At 71.6% G+C, this 22878-nt stretch carries 14 protein-coding genes; 11 read left to right on the plus strand and 3 right to left on the minus strand.

Annotated features, from left to right (window positions below; all coding sequences use genetic code 11):
• Positions 1–126: 126 nt before the first annotated feature.
• Positions 127–1395: an ROK family transcriptional regulator gene (locus ACQEVZ_RS07445; protein ID WP_433363072.1), complete on the plus strand. Its 1269-nt coding sequence runs from the start codon at positions 127–129 to the stop codon at positions 1393–1395.
• 309 nt (positions 1396–1704) lie between these two features.
• Here ACQEVZ_RS07445 and ACQEVZ_RS07450 read toward each other — a convergent pair whose 3' ends face one another.
• Complete coding sequence (locus tag ACQEVZ_RS07450) at positions 1705–3687, minus strand: ATP-binding protein (protein ID WP_433376670.1); 1983 nt, start codon at positions 3685–3687, stop codon at positions 1705–1707.
• Between the two features lie 144 nt (positions 3688–3831).
• Between ACQEVZ_RS07450 and ACQEVZ_RS07455 the strand changes: the two genes are divergently transcribed.
• From ACQEVZ_RS07455 to ACQEVZ_RS07465, 3 genes are all read left to right on the plus strand, one after another.
• Positions 3832–4851, plus strand: a complete 1020-nt coding sequence (locus ACQEVZ_RS07455; RefSeq protein WP_433363075.1) for an NAD-dependent epimerase/dehydratase family protein — start codon at positions 3832–3834, stop codon at positions 4849–4851.
• Positions 4848–6095, plus strand: coding sequence for a guanitoxin biosynthesis pre-guanitoxin forming N-methyltransferase GntF (gene gntF, locus ACQEVZ_RS07460; RefSeq protein ID WP_433363078.1), 1248 nt, complete (start codon positions 4848–4850; stop codon positions 6093–6095). The genes ACQEVZ_RS07455 and gntF overlap by 4 nt, the downstream gene beginning before the upstream one ends.
• Positions 6096–7126: 1031 nt before the next feature.
• Positions 7127–9097, plus strand: coding sequence for a DUF4153 domain-containing protein (locus ACQEVZ_RS07465; RefSeq protein ID WP_433363081.1), 1971 nt, complete (start codon positions 7127–7129; stop codon positions 9095–9097).
• Positions 9098–9157: 60 nt separating this feature from the next.
• Here ACQEVZ_RS07465 and ACQEVZ_RS07470 read toward each other — a convergent pair whose 3' ends face one another.
• Together ACQEVZ_RS07470 and ACQEVZ_RS07475 are read right to left on the minus strand one after the other, a co-directional pair.
• Entirely contained in the window at positions 9158–9346 is a 189-nt protein-coding gene (locus tag ACQEVZ_RS07470) for a hypothetical protein (protein WP_433363084.1), read from the minus strand.
• 931 nt (positions 9347–10277) lie between these two features.
• Entirely contained in the window at positions 10278–10667 is a 390-nt protein-coding gene (locus ACQEVZ_RS07475) for a hypothetical protein (RefSeq protein WP_433363087.1), read from the minus strand.
• Positions 10668–11024: 357 nt separating this feature from the next.
• Between ACQEVZ_RS07475 and ACQEVZ_RS07480 the strand changes: the two genes are divergently transcribed.
• The 7 genes from ACQEVZ_RS07480 (at position 11025) to ACQEVZ_RS07510 (ending at position 22718) form a co-directional block, all read left to right on the plus strand.
• Positions 11025–12689 carry a helix-turn-helix domain-containing protein gene (locus ACQEVZ_RS07480; RefSeq protein ID WP_433363089.1) on the plus strand — a complete coding sequence of 555 codons (1665 nt, stop codon included), beginning with the start codon at positions 11025–11027 and terminating at the stop codon, positions 12687–12689.
• Positions 12690–13072: 383 nt separating this feature from the next.
• Positions 13073–14941 carry a glycoside hydrolase family 15 protein gene (locus ACQEVZ_RS07485; RefSeq protein ID WP_433363092.1) on the plus strand — a complete coding sequence of 623 codons (1869 nt, stop codon included), beginning with the start codon at positions 13073–13075 and terminating at the stop codon, positions 14939–14941.
• A gap of 13 nt (positions 14942–14954) precedes the next feature.
• Positions 14955–15974, plus strand: a complete 1020-nt coding sequence (locus ACQEVZ_RS07490; RefSeq protein ID WP_433363094.1) for a TIGR00341 family protein — start codon at positions 14955–14957, stop codon at positions 15972–15974.
• A 92-nt stretch (positions 15975–16066) separates the two neighbouring features.
• Positions 16067–16672, plus strand: a complete 606-nt coding sequence (locus ACQEVZ_RS07495) for an HdeD family acid-resistance protein (protein ID WP_433363097.1) — start codon at positions 16067–16069, stop codon at positions 16670–16672.
• A gap of 43 nt (positions 16673–16715) precedes the next feature.
• Positions 16716–19535 (plus strand): cation-translocating P-type ATPase, encoded by a 2820-nt coding sequence (locus ACQEVZ_RS07500; RefSeq protein ID WP_433363100.1) that lies wholly within the window; start codon positions 16716–16718, stop codon positions 19533–19535.
• Between the two features lie 105 nt (positions 19536–19640).
• Positions 19641–19856 (plus strand): hypothetical protein, encoded by a 216-nt coding sequence (locus tag ACQEVZ_RS07505; RefSeq protein WP_433363103.1) that lies wholly within the window; start codon positions 19641–19643, stop codon positions 19854–19856.
• Positions 19857–20795: 939 nt separating this feature from the next.
• Positions 20796–22718, plus strand: a complete 1923-nt coding sequence (locus ACQEVZ_RS07510; protein WP_433363106.1) for a HAMP domain-containing protein — start codon at positions 20796–20798, stop codon at positions 22716–22718.
• Positions 22719–22878 lie beyond the last annotated feature (160 nt).

Genomic DNA, 22878 nt, shown 5'->3' on the forward strand with positions numbered 1-22878 from the left:
GGCAACACCGAGATGGGCGCATTGGCCGAGCGCAAACGCGGGGCGGGGTTCTCGGTACGCTGTGGCCTTGGACTACGGCGCCCGCCGGTCCTGTTTCCGGGCTCGACTGTTGGCACATCCGAGCCGATGTCGGAGGTTCGCGTGGTTCTGCAGGATCCATCGCCCAACCTCGGCATCCTGTTGCGGCACGTCCATCTGGACGGCGCGGTCTCCCGTGCAGCGTTGGCCGAGCGGATGGGCTTGAACCGCAGCACCATCATGGCGCTGACGGCCGAGCTGATCGCTATCGGCTTGGTCCGAGAGGAGACGCCGGCCGGCGCCGGACGGCGTGGGCGCCCGTCGTTGGTGGTGCGCCCCGAGCCCAACCGGGTACACGTGCTGGCCTTCGATGTCGCCGTGGACCGGGTGACTGCGGCCAGGGTGGATCTGGGCGGGACCGTACTCGACCGGCTCGAGGCGGTACGACCACGGGCCGGTGCTGATCTTGACTGGGTCGTGGACGTGTTGGCCCGCTTCGGCCGTCGGTTGCACCGCTCTGCGCCGGCCAGTTCGGCCTGCGTCGGGATCGGCGCATCGTACTGCGGCATGATCCGGCCCGATGACGGCATGGTGCGCTTCGGCCCTGACCTGGGTTGGGTGGACCAGGCATTCGGCGCCGAACTCTCCCGGCGGCTCGGACTGGGCCTACCGGTGGCTGTGGGTAACGAGGCACACCTGGGCGCCCTGGCCGAACAGCAGCGCGGTGTCGGCATCGGCCTGCAGAACCTGATCTATCTGCACGGCGATGTGGGCGTGGGGGGCGGGATCATCGTCGGGGGCAAGTTGCTCGATGGAGATGGCGGCTACGGCTGCGAGGTGGGCCACATGGTGATCAACCCGTACGACGGGCGGGCGTGTGGTTGCGGCTCGCGGGGTTGTTTCGAGGCTGAGGTGGGCGAACGAGCCCTGCTCGACACCGCAGGCAGGCCCGCCACGCAGTTCGGCCGCGACGCCGTACGGGCTGTGGTCGATGACGCCGACCGGGGCGATCCGGCCGCGCTGGAATCGGTGCGGCGCATCGGGGACTGGCTCGGCATCGGCGTGGCCAATCTCATCAACTTGTTCAACCCGGCCATGGTGATCTTCGGCGGGATGCTGCGCGACGTCTACCCAGCCGCGTCGGCGCAGGTGCGTGCCCGGATCGCGATCAACGTTCTGCCGGTGGCCCGCGAGCGGGTACGACTGCGCACCTCGGCTCTGGGCGACGACGCGACCCTTGTCGGCGCCGCCGAACTCGGCTTTGTCCCACTACTGGCCAGCCCGCAGCACCTGCTCGCCTTCGTTACGGCCGCAACGCCGGCCCGCACGGGCACACGCGACAGTCAACTGCTTCGGGCAACCACCGAAGGGACCTAAATGTCTGTCGCCCTTGACTGCTCCTGGGGACGGACCAGCTCCACCCCGAAGGCGTGTGGCAACGCCTCGGGCACGTCGTAGAGGACACGCCCCCGCGCCTGCAGCGGGAAGCGTCGGCGGGTCAGTGCCGCCTGGGCGTGTCCGGACTCCTGACATGCCCGCCTGAAGTCGATCGCCGGGAGGACGGTCCCCTCCAGGCAAAGTCAGAAGCCGGGAACCCGCCGCGCATCCCGGGCTCAAACCTGGGCAGCGCCTCTCAAGATCTCGACCAGCCGGCACGGACGGATCCCAACCAGCTCGACGACGGCCCTACCCGGTGCGCCCGCCGATCTCGATCGTCCACAGGATGTCGGTCAGGTGATCGACGGCCTTCGCCAGATACCGGCGATACGTGCTCAGCGGCAGGCCGAGCACCTCGGCCGCCGCCTCCTGCGTCGGCGCCGGGCGGACGTAGGTGCGGTGCAGCACGGCCTGGAGCTGGTGGCCCTTCGGGAGGTCGCCGACCCGGCCGACGGCATCCTCGATCGTGGCGCGCAGTTGGGTGGCGTCCGTGCCCAGGGCCGTGCCGAGCAGCGGATTGACCGCGAGCTGCTCGGGACGGTGCAGGGACTGCAGGGCAGTCCGGACGGAGGCGTCGAAGCGGGCGCGGGACAATGGCGGCGGCCGCAGCAGGGCAGCCGGTGCACGACCCGTGCCGCCCGTGTGGCCGCGTTCGTACATGAGGTCCAGCCACGCCCCGACCGGCAGGCGGCGCCAGTCGATGCCGAAGGCGACGTGGGGCAGGCCGCCGACCTCGATGCGGACCATGGGTGCGAAAGCGATGTAGTCGAACTTCGGCGCCCAGAACGCCTCGTCGACCACGACCACGAATGACCAGGCCAGTGGGCGGGTGAGCCACTCGATGATGCTGGACACCGGGCCGGCCACCACCATGTACGGGTCGTGCTGGTGGTCACGGACCCCGGCGGCGAAGCGGTTGATCAGCACGTGCTCGCCCGGGCGGATCGGGCTCTCCCGCGCGACGTGGTCCAGCACGGCGCGCACGACCGGGTCGCGGTCCTCGAGCGGGGAGCCGCTGGGGCACAGCACGTGGTGGGCGAAGCCGGCGACGCGATCGCCGGTGCGGACCACGGACAGTCGCTCGGGCTGCTCGGACAGCCAGGCGCGGGCGAGGCCGGCGCTGAGCGGTCCCTCGAACCGTTCGATGGTGGCGCATACCTGGTCGTGCTCGTCGGGCCGGGCCGGTACCACTGCCGCCGACCCCTGCGTCCGCAGCGCCGCGATCACTTCGCCGAACGGGCCGTGGCGGTGGATGAAGAAGAGGTGGTGCGCCTCCGGTTGCCCGTACCGGCCGCTCGCGGTGCGCAGGGCGGCGACCGCGTGGTCGAAGACGAGGCGCTGATAAGTGCGGTACTGCTCGGGCAGGCGACGCTGGAACTCGGCGTTGAGCACGTCACGGGCCAGGTCGTGGACCGACAGCCCGCTGGGGCTGCTGGTGACGAACGGCAGCCGGGCCAGCCACTGCCACACCGCGGGGGCGTCGGCGCCGACCGTCCGGGCGAGCAGGTCCTCGGTGGTCGACCAGGCGATCGCGCAGGTGGCCAAGCCGATCAGCTGGGGCTGGGTCGGAACCTCGCCCACGAACGACTGCAACAGGGTGGAGATCAGATCCGGCGCGTCGGCGAGGGTGTCGGGCACCTGCCCTCGGGTCGCCAGATCGGCCAGCAGCGCCAGGGTCAGCGGATGCCCGGCGCCCAGCGCGGTCAGGTGGGGCAGCACGGACGCCTCAACACCGGCGTGCACCAGCAGCTGCGCGGCCTCGTCGGGACCGACGGGCTCCAGACGGCACACCGTCATCAGCGCTCGCCACCCGGCATCGGAGCGCCAAGGCGCGGCCGGCGGCTCCCGGCCGGCCAGGACGACCACAGTGTCGGCGCTCAGACCCGGTATGAACTGCTCACGCAACCACCCGTCGATCGGGGCGAGCTGCTCGTAGCCGTCCACGAGCAGGACCGCGGCGGCGGGCAGGGGCCGCCCGATGGCCGACAGCAGCCCGTCCGGGGAGGGGTCGAGGTCCCGCCCGTCGACGTGGACCACGGTCCGGCCCGCCGCACGCGCCCGGGCGCCCAGCTCCGCCAGCAGCGTGGTCTTGCCGATGCCGCCCTGGCCGTGCACGAACAGCACCCGCCGCGCCGAGCGCCCGCCGACGGCGGCGTCGAACGCCGCGAGCTCGGCCCGGCGTCCTACGAACCGCTGCCGCCGGGCGGACTCGAGCACCTCGCCGAGAGACATCGACACGTCGTCACCTCCACCTGAACTCTCCACCGCCGCGGTTCGGATTGGACAGCGAATAACAACTATCTGACCTGGAAAGTGAACACCACCCGGCTCCATCCTCGCCTCGACGTCGCCATCATCGAAGAAGGGGCCGACGACATGAAGATCCTTGTCACCGGAGGGACCGGCTTCGTCGGTTCGCACAGCGTGGCGGCGCTCATCGCCGCGGGCCACGACGTCCGGCTCCTCGTCCGCTCGCCCGCCCGCATCGCCCCGGCCCTGGAACCGCTCGGCGTGCACACGGTCGTGGAGCACATCGTCGGCGACGTCACCGACCCCGGCACCGTCGCCCGCGCGCTGCAGGGCTGCGACGCGGTCCTGCACGCCGCCGCCGTGTACGACCTGGACGCCCGCGCCCGACCGGCGATCGCGCGGACCAACCTCGCCGCTGCGCAGACGGTGCTCCGAGGCGCCGTCGAGGCCGGCTGCGACCCGGTCGTGCACGTCTCCAGCATCGTCGCGCTGCTACGGCGGGGAGCCACCGTCAGCCCGGACGCTCCGCTGTCGAGCACACCGGGGACGTACATCCAGTCGAAGGTCAGGTCCGAGGCCGTCGCCCGCGAGCTGCAGGACGCGGGCGCACCGGTGGTGATCGTGCAGCCGGGCGCGGTCCTCGGCCCGGACGACCCGCACTTCGGCGACCAGACCCGCCGGCTGCGGGACATGCTGCGCGGGCGGTACCCGGTATGGCCCAGCGGCGGCCTGCAGGTCGTCGATGTCCGCGACGTCGCCGCCGTGCACGCCGCCGTCTTCACGACCCGGTCCGAACCGCGCCGCTACCTGGTCCCGGGCCAGTTCGCCGACGGCGAGACCATGTACGCCGCCCTGCGGGCGCTGACCGGCCGCCGCCTGCCGTGCCTCGTCGTCCCGTCCGCCGCCATGCTGCCGCTGACCTGGAGCATGTCCGCCCTCCAGCGCATCACCCCGTTCCACCTCCCGGCCGACCATGAAGGGGTGGTTCTCATCCGTGCGGCAACCCGCTGCGACGACTCCCGCGCCCGCGAGGAGCTCGGCATCAAACCGCGCTCGCTGATCGAGACGTACGGCGACACGATCCGCTGGCTGCACCGCACGGGACGGCTCACGGACCGCGAGGCCGGCGTCTCGGTGTCCCGATGAGCGGATGGACTGCCAGCATCGCCGCGACCGTGGTGTCGAACTACGCGCTGGACGTCTGGGCGGCCGCAGCCGGCGTCGCCCTGGTCGCGTCGGGTCTGCTCGACGACGTCGCCCCGCCCTGGGCGGTGGCGCTGCTCGCGGGCAGCTATGTGGCCTGGGGGCTCGGACTGCGCACCAACCTGGTGGCGAACTGGTCGTTGCTGGCGCGCACCGGCACCAGTACCAACGTCATCTCCAAGGCCGCTCACGACCTCACCCGACGCGTCACGACCAGCGCCCGCGCGCCGCGGCTGGCGGCGGCGATCGGCTACGCCGGCACGCAGGTCGCGGCGGAGGTGCCGTACTACGCGGGTGCGTTCGGCACCGCCGCGCTCAGCGACACCGTCGGCACCCACGACGCCGTGGTCTTCCTGGCGGGCGCGAACCTCGCCGCCGGGGCGTACGAGTACGGCCTGGCCCGGCTTACCCGCGCCTTCCTCGGCCGCCGCCGGTACGCGTCCTTCGACATCGACTGGGTGCCGGCACACTACCTGACCGGCTACTACCGCACCGTCGAGCCGGACGAGGTCGCCACCATCGCCTTCCTGGTCGCCGCGGTCCGCCACGCCGAACGCGACCGCCCCGTGCTGTTCTTCGGCACCGGGCCCACCCTCCACCACGTGTTCGCCGCGGCCGAGATCGCCTCGGAGATCCACCTCGGCGACTACCTCCCGGCCAACCTCACCGAGATCCAGCGCTGGCTCGACCGCGAGCCCGGCGCCCACGACTGGCGCCCGTTCGTCCGCTACACCCTGGAGTGCGAGGGCATCGCCGATCCGTCCGACGAGGAGCTCGCCGCACGTGAAGACCTGACGAGAAGCAAGATCACATCGCTGGTACGGGTCGATGCCCGCCATCCCCGCCCGCTCGGCCGCACGTACGCCACCGTGATCAGCCCGTACTGCGCGGACTCTGCCACAGCCGACCGGACCACGTGGCGGTTGTTCATGCGCCACATCACCGGCCTGGTAGAGCCCGGTGGCCTGTTCGTCACCGCGGCCCTGCGCCGCTGCCGCGGCTACACCGTGGCGGGCCACACCTTCCCCGGCGCCGACATCGACGAACACGACATCCACGAGGTGCTCCAGCCCGAGTTCGCCCCGCTCGACGGCACCATCGAGGTCCACCGGACCGGCCAGGACACCGCCCACGGCTACTCGGCGATCGTGCTGTGCCGCGCCCGCCGCATGGCGACGACCCCATGAGTCCGCCAGCCCCGCACGGCCCCACGGGCGGCGTGACGTCGCATGCGTGGCAATGACCATCGTCGCCGTTCTCACCACCGCGACCTCCGCGCTGTGCGCCGTCCCGACCCGCGTCTACGGCACCTGGTACTCCGGCGGCGGCCGGATGACGTCGGCCGCCGCCTGCGCCCGGCCGCACCAGGTCGCCGCCATCGCCCCGGTCGCCGGCCTGCGCGCCGGCCCCCGACCTGCGGAACCCCGCCCAGCCCGACCCGTCGTCGTGCGCCCCGGCCCGTCCGGTCCCGGTCATCACCTTCCGCGGCCAGCAGGACGCCACCAACCCCTACCAGGGCGGCGGCGACGTCTGGCGCTACCCGATCCCGGGCGCCCAGGCCCGCTGGGCGGCGATCAACCGCTGCACCTCGGGCCCGGCCGCCGTCTCCGTCACCACCCACGTGACGAGGACCAGCTACCCGAACTGCGCCGCCGACACCGTTCTGTACACGATCAGTGACGGCGGCCACACCGGGCCCGGCACCCCGGCCGCCTTCCCCGGCAACGGCACCACCACCCGGGAGATCGGCGCCAACACCCTGATGTGGCAGTTCTTCCAGCGCCTCACCCTGCCCGCCTCACAGCGGAGCATCGTCGGGCTGCTGGCGCACACCGCCGGTTCTCCGCACTGGACTGCCCGGCGCCTCGTCCCGGGAAGCCGCGTTTTCGCAGGTGGGCGGTGGTGCAACGTCCCACCGTCCCAGGTGTGCGCCACGGGCTGGTCCGCGGCCGCGCCGCCGTGCCATGATCCCTGCCGCCGGGCCATGCAGGGAAAATCCGGTCCGGACCAAAGCGCCAGTTGGCGCCACGCCCCGCCATCTCCGCACTGCCGTGTTACGCGCCGTCACTATTCGTGACAACCCGCCGATCTGGGCTCATCGGCGGGACGGCGACGGACGGTGAGCACGGGCGTGGTCCGGCAACTGTCCACCGACACGTGGAGCTACCCAATGACCGACGCCGTACCCGACGAAATCGATCCAACCGTCCAACCGCCCGTGGCCGTACCGTATCTGCTGGTCATGCCCGGCGGCGATGGACGGCCACAGCCGGTCGCCTGGCCCGGCACCGCCGAGGGGCAGACGACGTGGGCGATTCCGGTGACGATTCCCGCGGGAACCCCGGGATTCGCCGTGTTCGTGCCGCTGGTCCCGGGCGCGGCGGTCAAGCCTGTCGAGGGCATGACGGCCGCGCCCGTTGAGCCCGAGCCAGTCACGCCCGTCGCGGCCGTGCCAGTCACGCCCGTTGTGGCCACAGCCGCCGCGCCTGTTGAGGAACTGCCCGACGACGAGCTCGAAGAAGACAAGGAACAAGACGAGGAGGCTGTCGCACCGCCGCTGGTGCAGCACCAGCCGGGAACACGGCCCTTCGCGCCGCCGTCTGGCGCGCCCTTCCCGCCGCATCCTGTGGTGCCCACGTTCCGGCCCTATCAGACTGTTCCGCGGGTCATGGGGCCGCCGCGACCGCTGCCGCCCGGGTTCCTGGAAGCACGTTGGCCCGGGCCGGAGCCCGCGAGCGGCTGGCGCGTACCGGTCGCCGTGCTCGCCGGCGGACTCGTCGCCGCGATCGTCCTGCCCGGCACGCGGGTCGGCATCGGCTGGTTCCTCGGCGGGTTCGCGCTCGTCGCCGCCGTCATCGCCGGCATCTGGCCGGCCGCCGCAGCGCTGCCGAAGGCCGACCGGGCGATGCGGGCTGTCTGGGCCGGCTCCGCGGTCGTCCTGCTGTCGGTGCTGGCGTTCCGCAACGCCTGGTGGCTCGTCACGTTCTGTGTGCTGGGAGCGCTCGGCTGCGCCGCCCTGGCCATCGTCGGCGGCCAACGCGTCCGCTCCATACTGTTCAGCCTCGTGGCGGCGCCGTTCGCGGCCTTGCGCGGCATCCCGTGGGTGGCCAAGCACCTCAGCGCCACCGGCGACCGGCACGGCAAGCCCCGCCACACCCAGCGCGTCGCCTGGTCGGTCATCATCACTGTCCTGTTCGTGCTGGTCTTCGGCGCGCTGCTCTCCTCCGCCGACGCCGCGTTCTCGCAGGTACTCTCCGCCGTCGTGCCGACGGTCAGCGTCGGCCGCGTGTTCCTGTTCATCCTGTGCGCGCTGATCGCCGTCGCGGCCGTCTACACCGTCGCCGCACCGCCGGACCTGTCCACCATCGACAAGCCGGGCACCGTGCGGCTGCGCCGCCTGGAGTGGGGGCTGCCGATCGGGGCGCTGGTCCTGCTGTACAGCGGATTCGTCGTCGTGCAGGCCACCGTCCTGTTCGGCGGCCAGCACCACGTGCTGCAGACCGCCGGCCTCAGCTACGCCGAATACGCCCGCAGCGGCTTCTGGCAGCTGGCGACCGTCACCGTGCTGACGATCGCCGTGCTGGGCGGCGTGACCCGCTGGGCCAGCCGCGAGGACCGGGTCGACCGCATCCTGCTGCGCACGCTGCTCGGCCTGCTCTCGTCGCTGAGCATCGTGATCGTGGTGTCGGCTTTGTCCCGCATGTACGCCTACCAGAAGGTCTACAGCTTCACCGGCGAGCGCATCTTCGTGATGGCGTTCGAGCTGCTCCTCGGCACCGTCTTCATCATGATCATGGTGGCCGGCATCCGGTGGCGCGGCACCTGGATCCCGTCGGCGACCGTCGGTCTCGCGGTCATCATGCTGCTCACCCTCGCGGTGCTCAACCCGGAGGACTACGCGGCCCGCCGCAACATCGCGCGCTACCAGGAGACCGGCAAGATCGACGCCTGGTACCTGCGCGCCCTGTCCTCCGACGCCACCCCGGCCCTGTCAACCCTCCCGGACTCGGTCCGTCGCTGCGCGCTGAGCTGGATCGTCGACGACCTGGACGAGCCGGACCCGTGGTACGGCTGGAACCTCGGCCGCGAAAACGCCCGCGACGCCCTGGACCGCGTGGGCTCGTCCGGCATCGGCGGCTCGAGCGACTGCCAACGGGCCGACCAGTTCGACCTGCCGAAGACACGCTGACGCGCCGTCCCCGGGCCGCCCCAGCACGGCGGCGGCCCGGTCCGGGCCGTTCGGCTGCGTTCAGACCGTGCGGGTCGCCTTCGCGAGGTTCGCCTCCAGCTCGGCCTTCGTCTGCTTGACGACATAAGCCGGCCGGTCGCGCTCGACGCGCCACGACTCGCTCAGCGGGCTGACGTCGACCGTGTCGAAGCCGATCCGGTCGTAGAGGTCCCTGGCGAAGTCGGCCGCGTCGGGATGGTCCGACGACACCACCAGGGCGCGCCGGCCCGGCGCGCCGGACGGGGAACCGTCGGTCGTGATGTCGGCGCGCCGATGTGGTTGAAGGCCTTGACCACCTTCGACTTGGGAAGGTGCTCCTGCAAGCGTTGGGGTGGCCGCGCCAGACCTCCTGCCACGCCCCGCCGGCAACCGACCGGTCGACGCGGTAGCCGGTCTCGCTGCCCGAGTTGTCCGTCCACTCCAGGTCGACCGCCTTGGAGGTCAGGCCCCAGTCCTGAAACGCCAGGATCGTCGGGGCGACGACCGGCGCCGGCACGTGGTAGGGCCGGCACCCGAGCAGGGTGTTGGTGCTGCCGTACGAGCGGTTGATCGCGTACGCGCAGAACGAGTGGTCGCCCGTCGCCATGTTCGCCGGCAGGGTCAGGTCGTAGCCGTGCGCCGCGCCGTACTCGGCGGGCAGGTCGGGCCGGTTCCCGTTCGCGGTGAAGGCACCGACGTACCCGCCGCTGTCGTAGAGGTGCACGTCGGTCGGGGTCCGCGGCTCGTCCGGGTCGACCGACCAGCCCCACACGCGCAGCTTGTCGCCGGTCCGCGTCACGCCGTCCAGCGCGCCGAACGGCTCGTGCTTCACGGTGTACTGCCAGCACCCCAGCTGCGTGTTGACGCTGCCCGCGCCGACGTTGAGGGCGTAGACGCAGATCGTGTGCGCCCCGTCCCCCCGCTCCGGGATCCGGAACGTGTACCCGTGTGCGGTGCCGTACTCCGGGTACCCGGCCGGCGGCACGGCCAGCGGACCGTCGGCCCGGGCCGAACCGGTGAAGGCGCCGTCCTGGTACACGTGCAGATCCAGCGCGCCGGTCGTGTCGCCGTCGACCGCCCAGCCCTTCAGGACCAGGTCGGTCCCGGACCGGTCGAACTGGTCGACCGCGCCGACCGGGTCGCCCGCGACGGCGAGCGCGATTCAGCTGATGTCGGCGCTCCCGACGATCGGGCCCGTGTTGTGCGCGACGGCGCACACCCGGTCTCCGGCCCGCGCCGGCACCGTCCCGGTGAAGCCCCCACTCGTACCGGTGGTCACCGTGCCGACGAAGGCGCCGACGACCAGGACACTGATCGTCACCGGACGCCGGTCCGGGTGGGTGGCCCACCCGACGACCCTCACCCCGGCGGGCACCCGGGTCGCCCCGGTCAGCGCGCCTGACGGGTCGATCGGCTCGGGCGGGTCCTCGCACTTCGGCGGCGGGTCGGGGACGTTGCAGTTCAGCGCCGCATGTGCCGGGACCGCCGGCACCACCAGCCCCGCGCCGAGGGCCAGCAGCGCTGCGACGGCGGCGTGCAGAAACTGTCGCAAAATGATGGTCCTCGAAGTCTCGGACGCACACTGCAGCTTGCGCCGCCGGCGTGGCCGCCTCCGGTTTCAGCACCCGTGCAATTTGCGTGCAAACCCGTCGATGCCGCGCTCGAGACGGACGGTGACCGGATGCCCCCGTTTCGCATCCGGTCACCGTCGCCGGCGGCCCGGACCGCCGCTCCCCCAACGGTCCGGGCCACCGCGCTGGCAGTCTGTCAACGCCGCGGTACGGGCGCCAGATGCCGGGACCGATCTGGGACGGCGGGACGGCGGAAACGGGCTGACCTGCGGGGATGCTGCGGTCTTGGGACGGCCGATAGGATGCAGCCCGCCCCGACACCTGGAGAGATGACGGCGATGCCGCACCGTCCCGGCGAGCTTGCCGCGCTGCTGACCGCGCTGAAGGACCGCAGCGGGCTCAGCTATGCCCGCATCGGGCAGAAGACGAACCTGAGCAAGTCGACGGTGCACCGGTTCGTCGCCGGGGCGGCGGTGCCGCAGGACTTCGGCACGGTGGAGCGGATCGCCACGGCGTGCGGGGCGGACCGTGACGAGCTCGACCGGCTCTATCCGCTGTGGGCCGCGGCCCCGCGACAAGACCCGGCCGCCACCGCAGACCCGGCCGCCGGCTCAGAACCCGCCGCCACCGCAGGACCCGCCGCCTCGTCGAAGGCCGCCGTTGCACCGGTGCCGCGGCGCCTCGCCCTGTACGCCGGGCTGGCCGCGGCGCTGCTGGTGCTGGCGGGTGCGGTCGCGGCGGTGTGGTGGCGGGGCAGGGAAGACCGGCCGCAGACCGCGCCGCCGAGCGCGACCCCGCAGTGGATCAGCGGCCCGAGCTGGACGCTGCCCGCGCGACCGGTCCCGCCGGAGTACTTCGGGGTGACGATCAACAGCGCGACCGGGCACATGCCGGGGTTCACCACCGGCGCGGTGCGCCTGTGGGACAGCGAGACGGGCTGGTCGCGGGTGAACCCGGCGCGGGACCGGTTCGACTGGACGATCCTGGACCGGCTCGTCGAAGGGGCCGCCGCCGCCAGGCTGCCGGTGCTCTACACGATGGGCGGCACGCCGGCCTGGGCGGCGCCCAACGGCAAGCGGTCGGTCTACCCGGACAACGCGAAGTCGTCGCCGCCGGACGACCTGGCGGTGTGGGACGCGTACGTCAGCGCGCTGGTCGGCCGGTACAAGGGCCGCATCGCCGCCTACGAGCTGTGGGTGCTCGCCAACGACGCCCGGATGTACACCGGCAGCGTCGAAACCCTGGTCGAGATGACCCGCCGGGGCAGCGCGATCATCCGCGCCACCGATCCCGCCGCCACCGTGGTCTGCCCGGGCATGGGCAACCTGTGGAGCGCCGAGGGCCAGCAGGTGCTGCGGGAGTTCGCCCGGCTCGGCGGCTACGAGTACTGCCACGCCGCCGCCGTCAAGCTGCACCAGCGCTCGCCGGAGGACCCGCCGGAGACGATGCTGGAGCTGACCACGCAGATCGACCGGCTCTTCCACGAGGCCGGCCTGCACCCGCCGCTGTGGAACACGGGCACGACCTACGCCATCCCGCTGGAGGGCCAGCTCGACCGGGCCCGCGCCCGCGACTACGCCGTCCGCTTCTACCTCGTCGGGCTGCTCGCCCGCACCACGAACCTGCACCGCATGTACTTCTACAACTGGGGCGGCACGAAGATCCCCATCGTGCTGCAGGCCGACGAGGGCGAGCCGACCGAGGCCGCCCTCGCCGTGCAGCAGTTGCAGCGCTGGCTCGCCGGCGCGCAGATCCGCTCCTGCGGCCACGGCCAGCCCGCCGGCCTGCCCCAGCACGCGTGGCAGTGCGAGTTCGTCGTGCCGACCCCGGCCGGCAACCGGCGCGCCGTCATCCGCTGGACCCACACCGGCTCGGTACGCCTGCACGCCGAGGCCACGGCGGAGGCGCTGCTCCGACTCGACGGCACGACGGAGCCCCTGGCTGGCGGCGCCGAGCTCACCCTGACCGAAACCCCCGTCATGATCCGCTACAGCGACCTGTGACATTACTCCCAGACCTCCGGCACCCTGCGCCGCGGCGACCTGGACCAGATCGAACGACACCGCTGCACCGCTGATCGCATTCGTCAAGAGAGAGTCAGGCCCGGAGAACCGCACCGGCGGGATCGACTCCGATCTCGCCGGTGCGGGCAGCGATCGAGCAGTCCTCCGTCGGCTGTGTGGGTCAGCGGCGAAGAATACCTCCAGCTCAGAGCTCGGGCGGCGGCGAATACGGTTCGCGGTGCGGCTGAAGTCGTCGCCCGCCCCGGTGCGTGAGTCCCCAGAGGTCCTCTCCGGCGGGCGAGGCGAGCGGAACCACCGCCGGTCAGCGTTGACGGGCTGGATCAGGGCCGTGCTGGGAGCGGCCGGCAACGAGGGAGTGTGCCATGCATCGGTACCCGGACATTGGCGACCATGGGCTGATCGGTGACTTGCAGACCGCCGCGCTGGTCAGCGGTGACGGGACGGTGGACTGGTGGTGCTGTCCCCGGTTCGACTCGCCGAGCGTGTTCGCCTCGCTGCTGGACGTGGAGCGGGGCGGCCATTGCCGGATCGCGCCCGACACCGAGGACTACGTGAGTCGGCAGCTCTATCTCCCGGACACCGGGATGCTGATCACCCGGTTCATGACCCCGGACGGTGTCGGCGAGGTCACCGACTTCATGCCGGTCGCTGGGACGGTCGCCACCGACCGGCACCGCCTGGTGCGGATGGTGCGGATGGTCCGCGGCACGATGCGGTTCACCATCGACATCAGGCCCCGTTTCGACTACGGCCGGCTGCCGCACAAGCTCGACCTCTCCAGCGAAGGCGCGGTGTTCTCCGCCGAGGGCCAGGAGTTGACGGTGCATCCCGTCGGCGTGGCGCAGCGCAATAACGAGGTGCAGCGTCGCGGCGATGATCTGCACATCACGAAGTCGTTGCGGGAGGGTGAGACCGCCGGGATCGTCTTGGAGTCGATGGGCGGCCGGCCGACCCGGATGCCGACGGCCGAGCTGGAGCGTCTGGGCGAAGATACCGCACGGTTCTGGCGGGACTGGGTGCACGCGTCGACCTATCGCGGCCGGTGGCGGGAGATGGTCGCCCGGTCCGCGATCACCCTCAAGCTGCTCACCTATGCGCCGACCGGGGCACCGGTCGCGGCGCCGACGGCCGGGTTGCCGGAGCTCGCCGGTGGTGAACGCAACTGGGATTACCGCTACACCTGGATCCGCGACGGGTCGTTCTCGGTGCACGCGCTGCTCGGTCTCGGCTACACGGATGAGGCGGCGGCGTTCGGGCGCTGGCTCAAGGACCGTGTGGTGGAGAGCAAAGGCAGCCGGTCGGGGCCGCTGAAGGTGATGTACCGGGTGGACGGCTCGTCCGACCTGACCGAGGAGACCCTGGAGCATTTCGAGGGCTGGCGCGGGTCGAAGCCGGTCCGCATCGGCAACGACGCCGCCGACCAGCTGCAGCTGGACATCTACGGTGAGGCGCTCGACGCGCTGTACCGGGCCGACGCCCAGGGCCAAGGCATGGCCCACGACGGGTGGACGAGTGTCGCCGGCATCGTCGACTGGCTGTGCGAGCACTGGGATCAGCCCGAGGAGGGCATCTGGGAGACCCGCGGCGGCCGCAAGGACTTCATCTACGGCCGGTTCCAGTGCTGGGTGGCGCTCGACCGGGCGATCCGGCTCGCCGCGCGCCGCGGCCGGCCCGCGAACCTGGCCCGGTGGACCGCCGCCCGTGATGCCGTCTACAACCAGCTCATGGCACGCGGCTGGAACAACCGCACCCGCAGCTTCACTCAGCACTACGGCTCCGAGGTCATGGACGCCTCGTTGCTGCTGATGCCGCTGGCGGGGTTCATCACGCCGACCGACCCGCTGTGGCTGTCCACATTGGACGCCGTGGATCGGGAGCTGGTGTCGGACAGTCTCGTCTACCGGTATAACCCGAGCGCGTCGCCGGACGGCCTGCGCGGGCACGAGGGCACGTTCTCGCTGTGCACGTTCTGGTATGTCGAGGCCCTCGCCTGCGCCGGGCGGCTCACGCAGGCGCGGCTGGTCTTCGACAAGATGCAGACGTATGCCAACCCGCTCGGCCTCTACGCCGAGGAGGTCGGCCTCACCGGGGAGCAGCTCGGCAACTTCCCGCAGGCGTTCAGCCATCTGTCCCTGATCAACGCGGCCATCAACCTCGACCACCAGCTCGACCACCCGCACGGCAACGGCGTCGGCCAGGACGCACCGCTCGCGACGATGAGCGGCGCATGACCCGCCTGGCACCATGAACGACGGCATGCAGGCCCGCGGGTGGTGGCCCGGGCTGCTGCCGCGCAGCCAACGCAAGCCGATCGACGCACTGGCCGACCACCTCGACCTGACCCGGGGCGACAGCTCGGCGAAGCAGTCCGCGTTCTGGTCGATGCTGCTCATCTCTGCGGTGATCGCCGGCGCGGGGGTGCTCGCGGACTCGACCGCCACGGTGATCGGCGCGATGATCATCGCGCCGCTGTCGACGCCGATCATGGGCATGGCGCTGGGCATCGTGACCGGGGAGCGGCGGCTGCTACTGCGCTCGGCCGGGTTCGTCACCCTGGGCTTCGCCGCGGTCGTCGCCGTCGGCGTGCTCGCGTCCCTCGCCGTGCCAGGCAGCGCCAACCTGCTCGCCAACACGCAGGTGTCGGGCCGCACATCACCGCGGCTCGCCGACCTGGTCGCCGCCGTCGCGACCGGATTCGCCGGCGCGGTGGGGCTGTCCCGGCGGGACGTCAGCGACGTACTGCCGGGCGTGGCGATCGCCATCTCGCTGGTGCCGCCCCTCGCCGTGGCCGGGGTCTGTGCCGGGCAGGGCGAGTTCGCGCTCGCCGCCGGCGCGCTGGTCCTGTTCGCGTCCAACGTGGTGTCGCTGGTGCTGGCCGGCACCATGGTGTTCGCCGCCTACGGCTACGCCCGGGAGACACGCGGTGTCACCCGTGGGCCGCGGGCCGGCTATGCGACGATCATGGTGCTGCTCGTCATCCTGATCGTCCCACTGGGCGCGAACACCGCCGCCAACCTGCAGGTCGACCGGTGGACCCAGCGCATCACCACGGCCGCCGGCCGGTGGATCGCCGGCGTGCCCGGCGCCGAGGTCGTCAACGTCACCGTCGCCTCGCGGACCGCGGTGATCGACGTCCTGGCACCGCAACCGCTGCCACCGGTCGGCGATCTCCTCACCGCGCTGCACGGCCAGGTGCCCGCCGGGGTCCGAGTCGTCGTGGAAGCGGTGCGCGGGCAGCGGCTCGATGCGGGCACCGTTCCCTGACCCGGGTGAACCGACCTGGCCGGGTGAGGCGGTCGAGCGGCCCGCCGCAGAGTATCGAAGGTGGACAACCGCGGACGTTGAACGGAGGCGGCATGACCAGCTTTCCATGGCATCACCGGCAGACCCGGCGACACGACACGGCCAAACCTGCTGCGGCGGTCGAACCGTTCCGGGAGATGCTCGGGCTCGGGCTGATCACCATCCTGTTCGGCATCGCGGTCCTCGCGTGGCCATCCAAGACGCTGTCCCTGCTGGGTGTGCTGGTCGGGGTCTGGCTGCTCGTCGCCGGCGCGATCCGGATCTTCGGCGCGTTCGCCCACGACCAGACGACCGGCCGGCGGGTGCTGCTCGGTGGTCTCGGTGCGCTGCTGATCGTCGGCGGCATCGCCTGCCTGCAGCACGTGGCCACCGGTGTGGCGGCCCTGGCCGGCATCATCGGCCTGGCCTGGCTGGTCAGCGGCATCGCCGAACTGGCCATCGCGTTCCTCACCCACGGCAGGATCCGTGTCTCGCTGATCGCGATCGGCGCCGTGTCGCTGCTGGTCGGTCTGGCGTTCGTGTTCTGGCCCGGCCTGTCCCTTGGCGTGACGATCCTGCTGACCGGGATCAGCGCCCTGCTCATCGGCGCCGCCGAGGTGGCGTTCGCATTCCAGCTGCGTCAGCGCAGTACCGCCGCGGCGTCCCCCGGCCACGACTGAGCGACAGCGAAGGTTCGGCAGGAGACGTCGAAGGGGGCCCGCGATGACCGGTGCGACCAGCACCATCGATCAGGCAGAGGCGCGGTGGTACGCGAGGCCGCAGGGCGAGGTGATGACGGCACTGGACAGCGACGCCGAGCGCGGGCTGGACAACGGTGCGGCGGCCACCCGGCTCAGCTCGTACGGACCGAACAGCATCCCGCGTGAACAACCGCCGTCCGCATGGTCGGTGGCGCTGCGGCAGCTACGAGACCCGATGAACCTCATGCTCATCGTCGTGGTCGTGGTCGGCCTGGTGTCCGGCGGGCTCCTGACCACGGTCGTCGTCGGGCTGCTCGTGGCGCTCAACGTCGTGCTCGGCGCCCGGCAGGAGCTGCGGGCCAGGGCCAGCATCGACGCGCTCGCCACGACGCAGGTGCCGCAGGCCAGGGTCGTGCGCGACGGCGCCGTGATCGTGGTGCCCGCCGCCGACCTGGTCCCCGGTGACGTCGTCGAGCTCGAGGCCGGCGACCTGGTCCCGGCCGACGGGAGGGTCCTTCGCTCGGCGACACTGGAAACCCAGGAGGCGGCGCTGACCGGCGAGAGCGCACCCGTGGCCAAGGACGGCGCCGTCCTCACCGCGGCCTCCAGCGGCGGGGACGTGGCACTCGGCGACCGGTCCAACATGCTCTTCCAGAGCACGTCCGTCACTCGCGGCACGGCGGCGATGGCGGTCACCGCGACCGGCATACACACCGAGATGGGCCGCATCGCCACGATGCTCAACACCGTGCACCGGACCAGGTCGCCGCTGCAACGGGAGCTGGACTCGCTCACCCGGGTACTGGGCATCGTCGCGTGGACCGCCGTCGCGTTCATCGTCGTCGTCGGCTGGCTGCGGGGCCTGCCGCTCAACGATGTGGTGCTGCTGGGCACCGCGATGGCGATCTCGGCGATCCCGACGGGCCTGCCGGCGTTCGTGTCAGGGCTCCTCGCATACGGCGCCAAGGACCTCGCCGGGGCCGAGGCCGTCGTCAAGAACCTCACCGACGTCGAGACGCTCGGCGCCACCGGCACCATCAACACGGACAAAACCGGCACACTGACGATGAACGAGATGATGGTCTCGGTCATCCACGCCGACGGCGCCTGGTTCACCGTCGACGGCGAGGGCTACCGCAAGACCGGCGGGATCACATCCGTCGCCGGCACGCCCACGCCCGACTTCACCGGGCTCGCGCTGGGCCTCGCACTCGACAGCGACGCGACCGTCGCCGACGACGGCGGCGTCATCGGCGACCCCACCGAGGCGGCGCTGGTCGTGCTCGCGGCCAAACTCGGCGTCAACGCCGAGCAGACCAGGCGCGCCTACCCGCGGCTGGCCGAGGTCCCGTTCGACTCCAGCTACAAGTTCATGGCCACCTTCCACCGCATCCAGGTCGACAGCACCGACCGGGTCATCATGCTCGTCAAGGGCGCACCCGACGTGGTCCTCGACCGTTGCGCCTACGCCAGCGGACCGCTGCACGGCGGCCAGGAGCCGATCGGCGCGGCCCGCGCGGGCATCGACGCCGCCAACAACCGGATGGGCGGCGAAGGCCTGCGGGTGCTCGCCTTCGCCGCCCGGCTCCTGGACCTCGACGAGGAGCCGGCGATGCGCACAGACCCGATGACGCTGACCTACCGGCTCGGTCACGTCGGCATGGTCGGCATCATCGACCCGCTCCGCGCCGAGGCCAAGACCGCGGTACGGACCGCGCAGCAGGCCGGCATCGACGTCCGGATGATCACCGGCGACCACGCCGCCACAGCCCGGGCCATCGGCGAGACGCTGCACCTGGGACCGGGCACGATCAGCGGCCCGGACCTGCAGGCACTCCCCGAGGACGAGCTGACCCGCCGACTGCCGCAGCTGCACGTCTTCGGGCGGGTGTCACCGCAGGACAAGCTCCGCCTGACCCAGTCCCTGCAACGTCAGGGGCTGGTCGTGGCGATGACCGGCGACGCGGTCAACGACGCCGCCGCCCTGAAACAGGCCGACATCGGCGTCGCCATGGGCAGCGGCAGCGCGGTCACCAAACAGGCCGCGCGGATGATCCTCACCGACGACAACTTCGGCACCCTCGTGCACGCCATCGAGATCGGCCGCCGCGTCTACGAGAAGATCGTCGCCTACATACGGTTTCAGATGACGCAACTGCTGGCGCTGGTCATGCTGTTCGTCGCCGCGACCGCCGGCAACCTCAACCGCGGCGAGGCGCTCACCCCCGCGATGGTGCTCTACCTGCTGTTCTTCGCCACCGCGATCGGCGTCATCATCATTGCGGTCGACCCCGGCGACCCGGCGGTCATGCGGCGGCCGCCACGCGACCCGGCGGTGCCGATCACCAACCGCGCCGCCGAGCTGACCTGGCTGTCCTACGCGGCAGTGATGTTCCTGGCCGCGCTCGTCCCGCTCCTCTGGGGTCCCGACGAGCCACGTGCCGACGCTCCGAGCGCGTCGCTCACGATGACGTTCGTGGTGCTGGGCCTCGGCACCGTCGCGAACGCCGTCATCAACCGGCGCGACCCGGCCAGCGGGCTCGGCCCGCCGATCCTCAAAGCCGCGGCGATCAGCCTCATCACCATCGGGATGCTGATCCTGGCGACCTGGGTCGGCTTCCTCCAGCGCACCCTGCTGACCCAGCCGCTCACCGGGACGCAATGGCTGGCCTGCCTCGGCCTGGCTCTCGCGCTGCCCGCCGTCGCCGAGACCGCCAAAGCGATCCGCCGCGCCCGCGCCGGGCAGACCGGCACCGACCCGCGCCGAGCCGTCGGACCCGACCGCACCAGTACCAATACCGCCACCGGACCGGCGACCGCCCAGTCACCGATGCCCACCTGAGCTCAAAGGCAGAGGACATGAAGTGCGACGAACAGCCACCGTCCCGGACGAAGGACCAGCAGTATCAGCGCGACCTGCGCATCCTGCACGGCGAGCTCGTCGCCCATGCAGGAATGGGTCAAGACCACCGGCACCAAGATCTGTGCCGTCTTCGAGGGCCGCGACACCGCCGGAAAGGGCGGCACGATCAAGGCCAACACCGAACGGGTCAGCCCCCGCGTGTTCCGGATCGTCGCGCTACCCGCACCCGACGACCGGGAACGCTCGCAGATGTACCTGCAACGCTACCTGCCGCACCTACCCGGCGCGGCGACGTCGTGATCTTCGACCGCAGCTGGTACAACCGCGCCATCGTCGACTCCGGCATCATCCTGCTCAAGTACTGGCTCGAGGTCAGCGTCGACGAGCAGACCCGCCGCCTGCGCAACCGCATCCGCCACGCGCTGCTTGGCCGGCCCGGCGAGGTAGCCGGTCGACGCGTGGACGCTCGCGTACACCCGCACCTCGTAGCCGCGGTAGCCGCGGCCCGCGGCCGCGGAAGTAGCCCACAACCCGGACGAGCTCGTCCGGGGCGACCGGGGAGGACGTGGCAACGACCGCCACGGTACTGGCGGCCCGCGAACGACACGGTCCGGGATTGGCTGCGACACGGCGGCTGGCCAGGGCTCCCTTGACCGCCCTCGGCATCACCCAACCAACAGACGCAGTTCCCAACTTCCCGGAGACCGTGGTCGGTGCACGAGGCGGGGCGGACAATGAAACGAGATGGCTCGGATGCGTGTCCGTTCACCATCCGCGCTGATGCAATTGCCACCCCGATCCCCGTGCTGCTGGGGAACGCTGCCGCGTTCTAGACGACCATGGCGGTTTGCCTGGACGTGAGGCTCATGACATAGCGCTGGCCGCGGGCAGCTCGGCATCTGCTACCTGGGGGTGGCTTGATCCCACAATACCGTCCTCCGCAGGGTGCTCAGGGGCATCCGCGGGTGTTCATGACGGATGCGCGCGGCACGGTGGAATGCGCCGGTTGGCCCAAGCGGCCAGGGATGTTGTGGCCCGGAGATTCGTAGCTGGGGAATTTGTACCCGGGACATCGGCGATGCGTCGCCCGGCGGCGCCTGCGAGTTGTCGTTGAGTGGCTGTAGCCCGTTTGCGTGGCTCTTGCAGTTCGGGGCCGTACGGAGTGGGTAGCCGGTGTGGCCGCGACCGAGCCGCGGATCCGGATCGGAGGTTGCCGTGTGTGGTGGGCTGATTCCTCGCATGGTCGTGAGCTTCGTCGTCCTCATCCTCGTGTTCGGCGGCGTGTTCAGCGCGCTGCTCGCCGCGATTCTGCAGCACCGCGATACGGACCGCATGTCGACGCATTCCATGGAGATGGTCGTCGCTGAGCAGCAGGTCGAGCAGCACCTGCTCGACCTGGACCGGACCGAGCGTGGCTTCATCGCCACCAAGGACCCGGGCCTGCTCAACGCATCGATGCAGGAGCAGGCCGCGCTCACGCACGCAAGTGCCCGGCTGGAGCGGTTGGCCCGAACGCCGGACCAGGCCCGGCAGGCCCGGCAGGTCGCCCAGCACAGCCAGTCCTACGTCCGGGACTACGCCACGCCGATGCTGCAGGCAGCGCAGCGCGGCGACCCCGCCGTGCACAGCACGGCCACGGCGCAGGACGACGAGCGCCGAGTCGCCGAACTGCGAGCCGAACTCGACCACCTCATCACGAGGGAGCGGCAGCTGGCGACCGACCGCGCCACACACGCCCAGCAGGCCGGCGGCCACGCGGCGACGGCGGTCACCGCGGGCATGGCAGGTGCGGTGCTGGTCGGCGTCATCCTCGTGGAGTACCTGGCGTGGGTCGTCGTCCGGCCCGTTCGCCGGGCGGCCACCATGGCCGGCCACCTCGCCCGCGGCGAGCTCGACACCCGCGTCCCCGAGACCGGCGCCGGCGAGGCCGGTGAACTCACCCGCTCGTTGAACACGATGGGTGACGCGGTGCGCCAGCGCGTACGGGACCTCGTCCACGCCGCCCAGACACAGACCGCGGTGCGGCGCATCGCGACCCGCGTGGCGCGCGGCGCCGCACCGGCCGAGGTCCTGGACGTCATCGCCACCGAACTCGGCGGACTCATCGGCAGCGACGGGGCGCACATCGTGCGGTACGAACCGGACGGCACCGCAACGGCGATCGGCGCCTGGCAAGCCGCCGACATCGAACTGCCGGTCGGCACACGGCTGTCCCTCGACGGGCGCAGCGTCACGGCAACGGTCCGCCAGACCGGGCGAGCAGCCCGGATGGACAGCTACGCCGACGCTCCCGGTCCGATCGCCGCCCACCTGCGCCGGCATCACGTCCACGCGGCGGTCGGCGCCCCGATCTTCGTCGAGGGACGCCTGTGGGGAGTCGTGAACGCCACCGTGACCCGCCAGCAGCCGCTGGCCCCCGACGCCGAAGCGCGGCTCGCCGACTGCACCGACCTGATCGCCACCGCCATCGCCAACACTCGGGCCCGCACCGATCTGGCAGCCTCCCGGGTGCGCGTGGTCGCCGCCGCCGACCACGCCCGACGCCAGATCGAACGCCACCTGCACGACCGCATCCAGCAGCTCATCGCGATCGCCATCGAGACGGGCGGCACCGCCTCGGACATCCCGCCCGAAATGCCGCAGCTGCGCCAGCGCGTGTCCGCCGTGACGGACAACCTGAATGCGGTCCTGGACGACCTGCGGGACGTCTCCTACGGCATCCACCCGACACTGCTGTCCGACCTTGGCCTGCGACCCGCACTCAAACGTCTCGCCCGCCGCTCCCGCCTGCCCGTCGAGCTCGACGTGCGCCTCGACCGCCGGCCCCCCGAACCCGTCGAGATGACGGCCTACCACATCGTTGCGGAGGCGTTGACGAACGCCGCCAGGCACGCCCACGCCTCCCACGTTCACCTTCAGGTGACGCTCGAGGCAGGCCGGCTGCACCTGACGGTCCGCGACGACGGCATCGGCGGCGCCGACCCAGCCCGCGGCACTGGCCTGCTCGGGCTGACCGACCGAGTCAACGCCCTCGGCGGAACCATCACCATCAGCAGCCCACCCGGCCCGGGGACCGCCCTGCACGCCGAGCTCCCCGTCGAGCTACCCAGCGAACCGCCCCAGCTCACCACACCACCCCCGGACACCAGCACCGGGCGGTGACCTCCACCAGTGCCGGGCCCACCAGGGTCAACCAGGGACAGCTGTCGGAGTCCAACGGTGCCGGGCCACCCCTCGCTGTTCCGCCGGCGTGTGCCGATGGTTCGTCGGTGATCTGCGGGTAGGTATCAGGGAACCAGCGACGCAAGGAGACGACAAGGAG

Source organism: Dactylosporangium sp. CA-152071 (assembly GCF_050936335.1).
GTDB classification, from domain to species: Bacteria; Actinomycetota; Actinomycetes; order Mycobacteriales; family Micromonosporaceae; genus Dactylosporangium; species Dactylosporangium maewongense.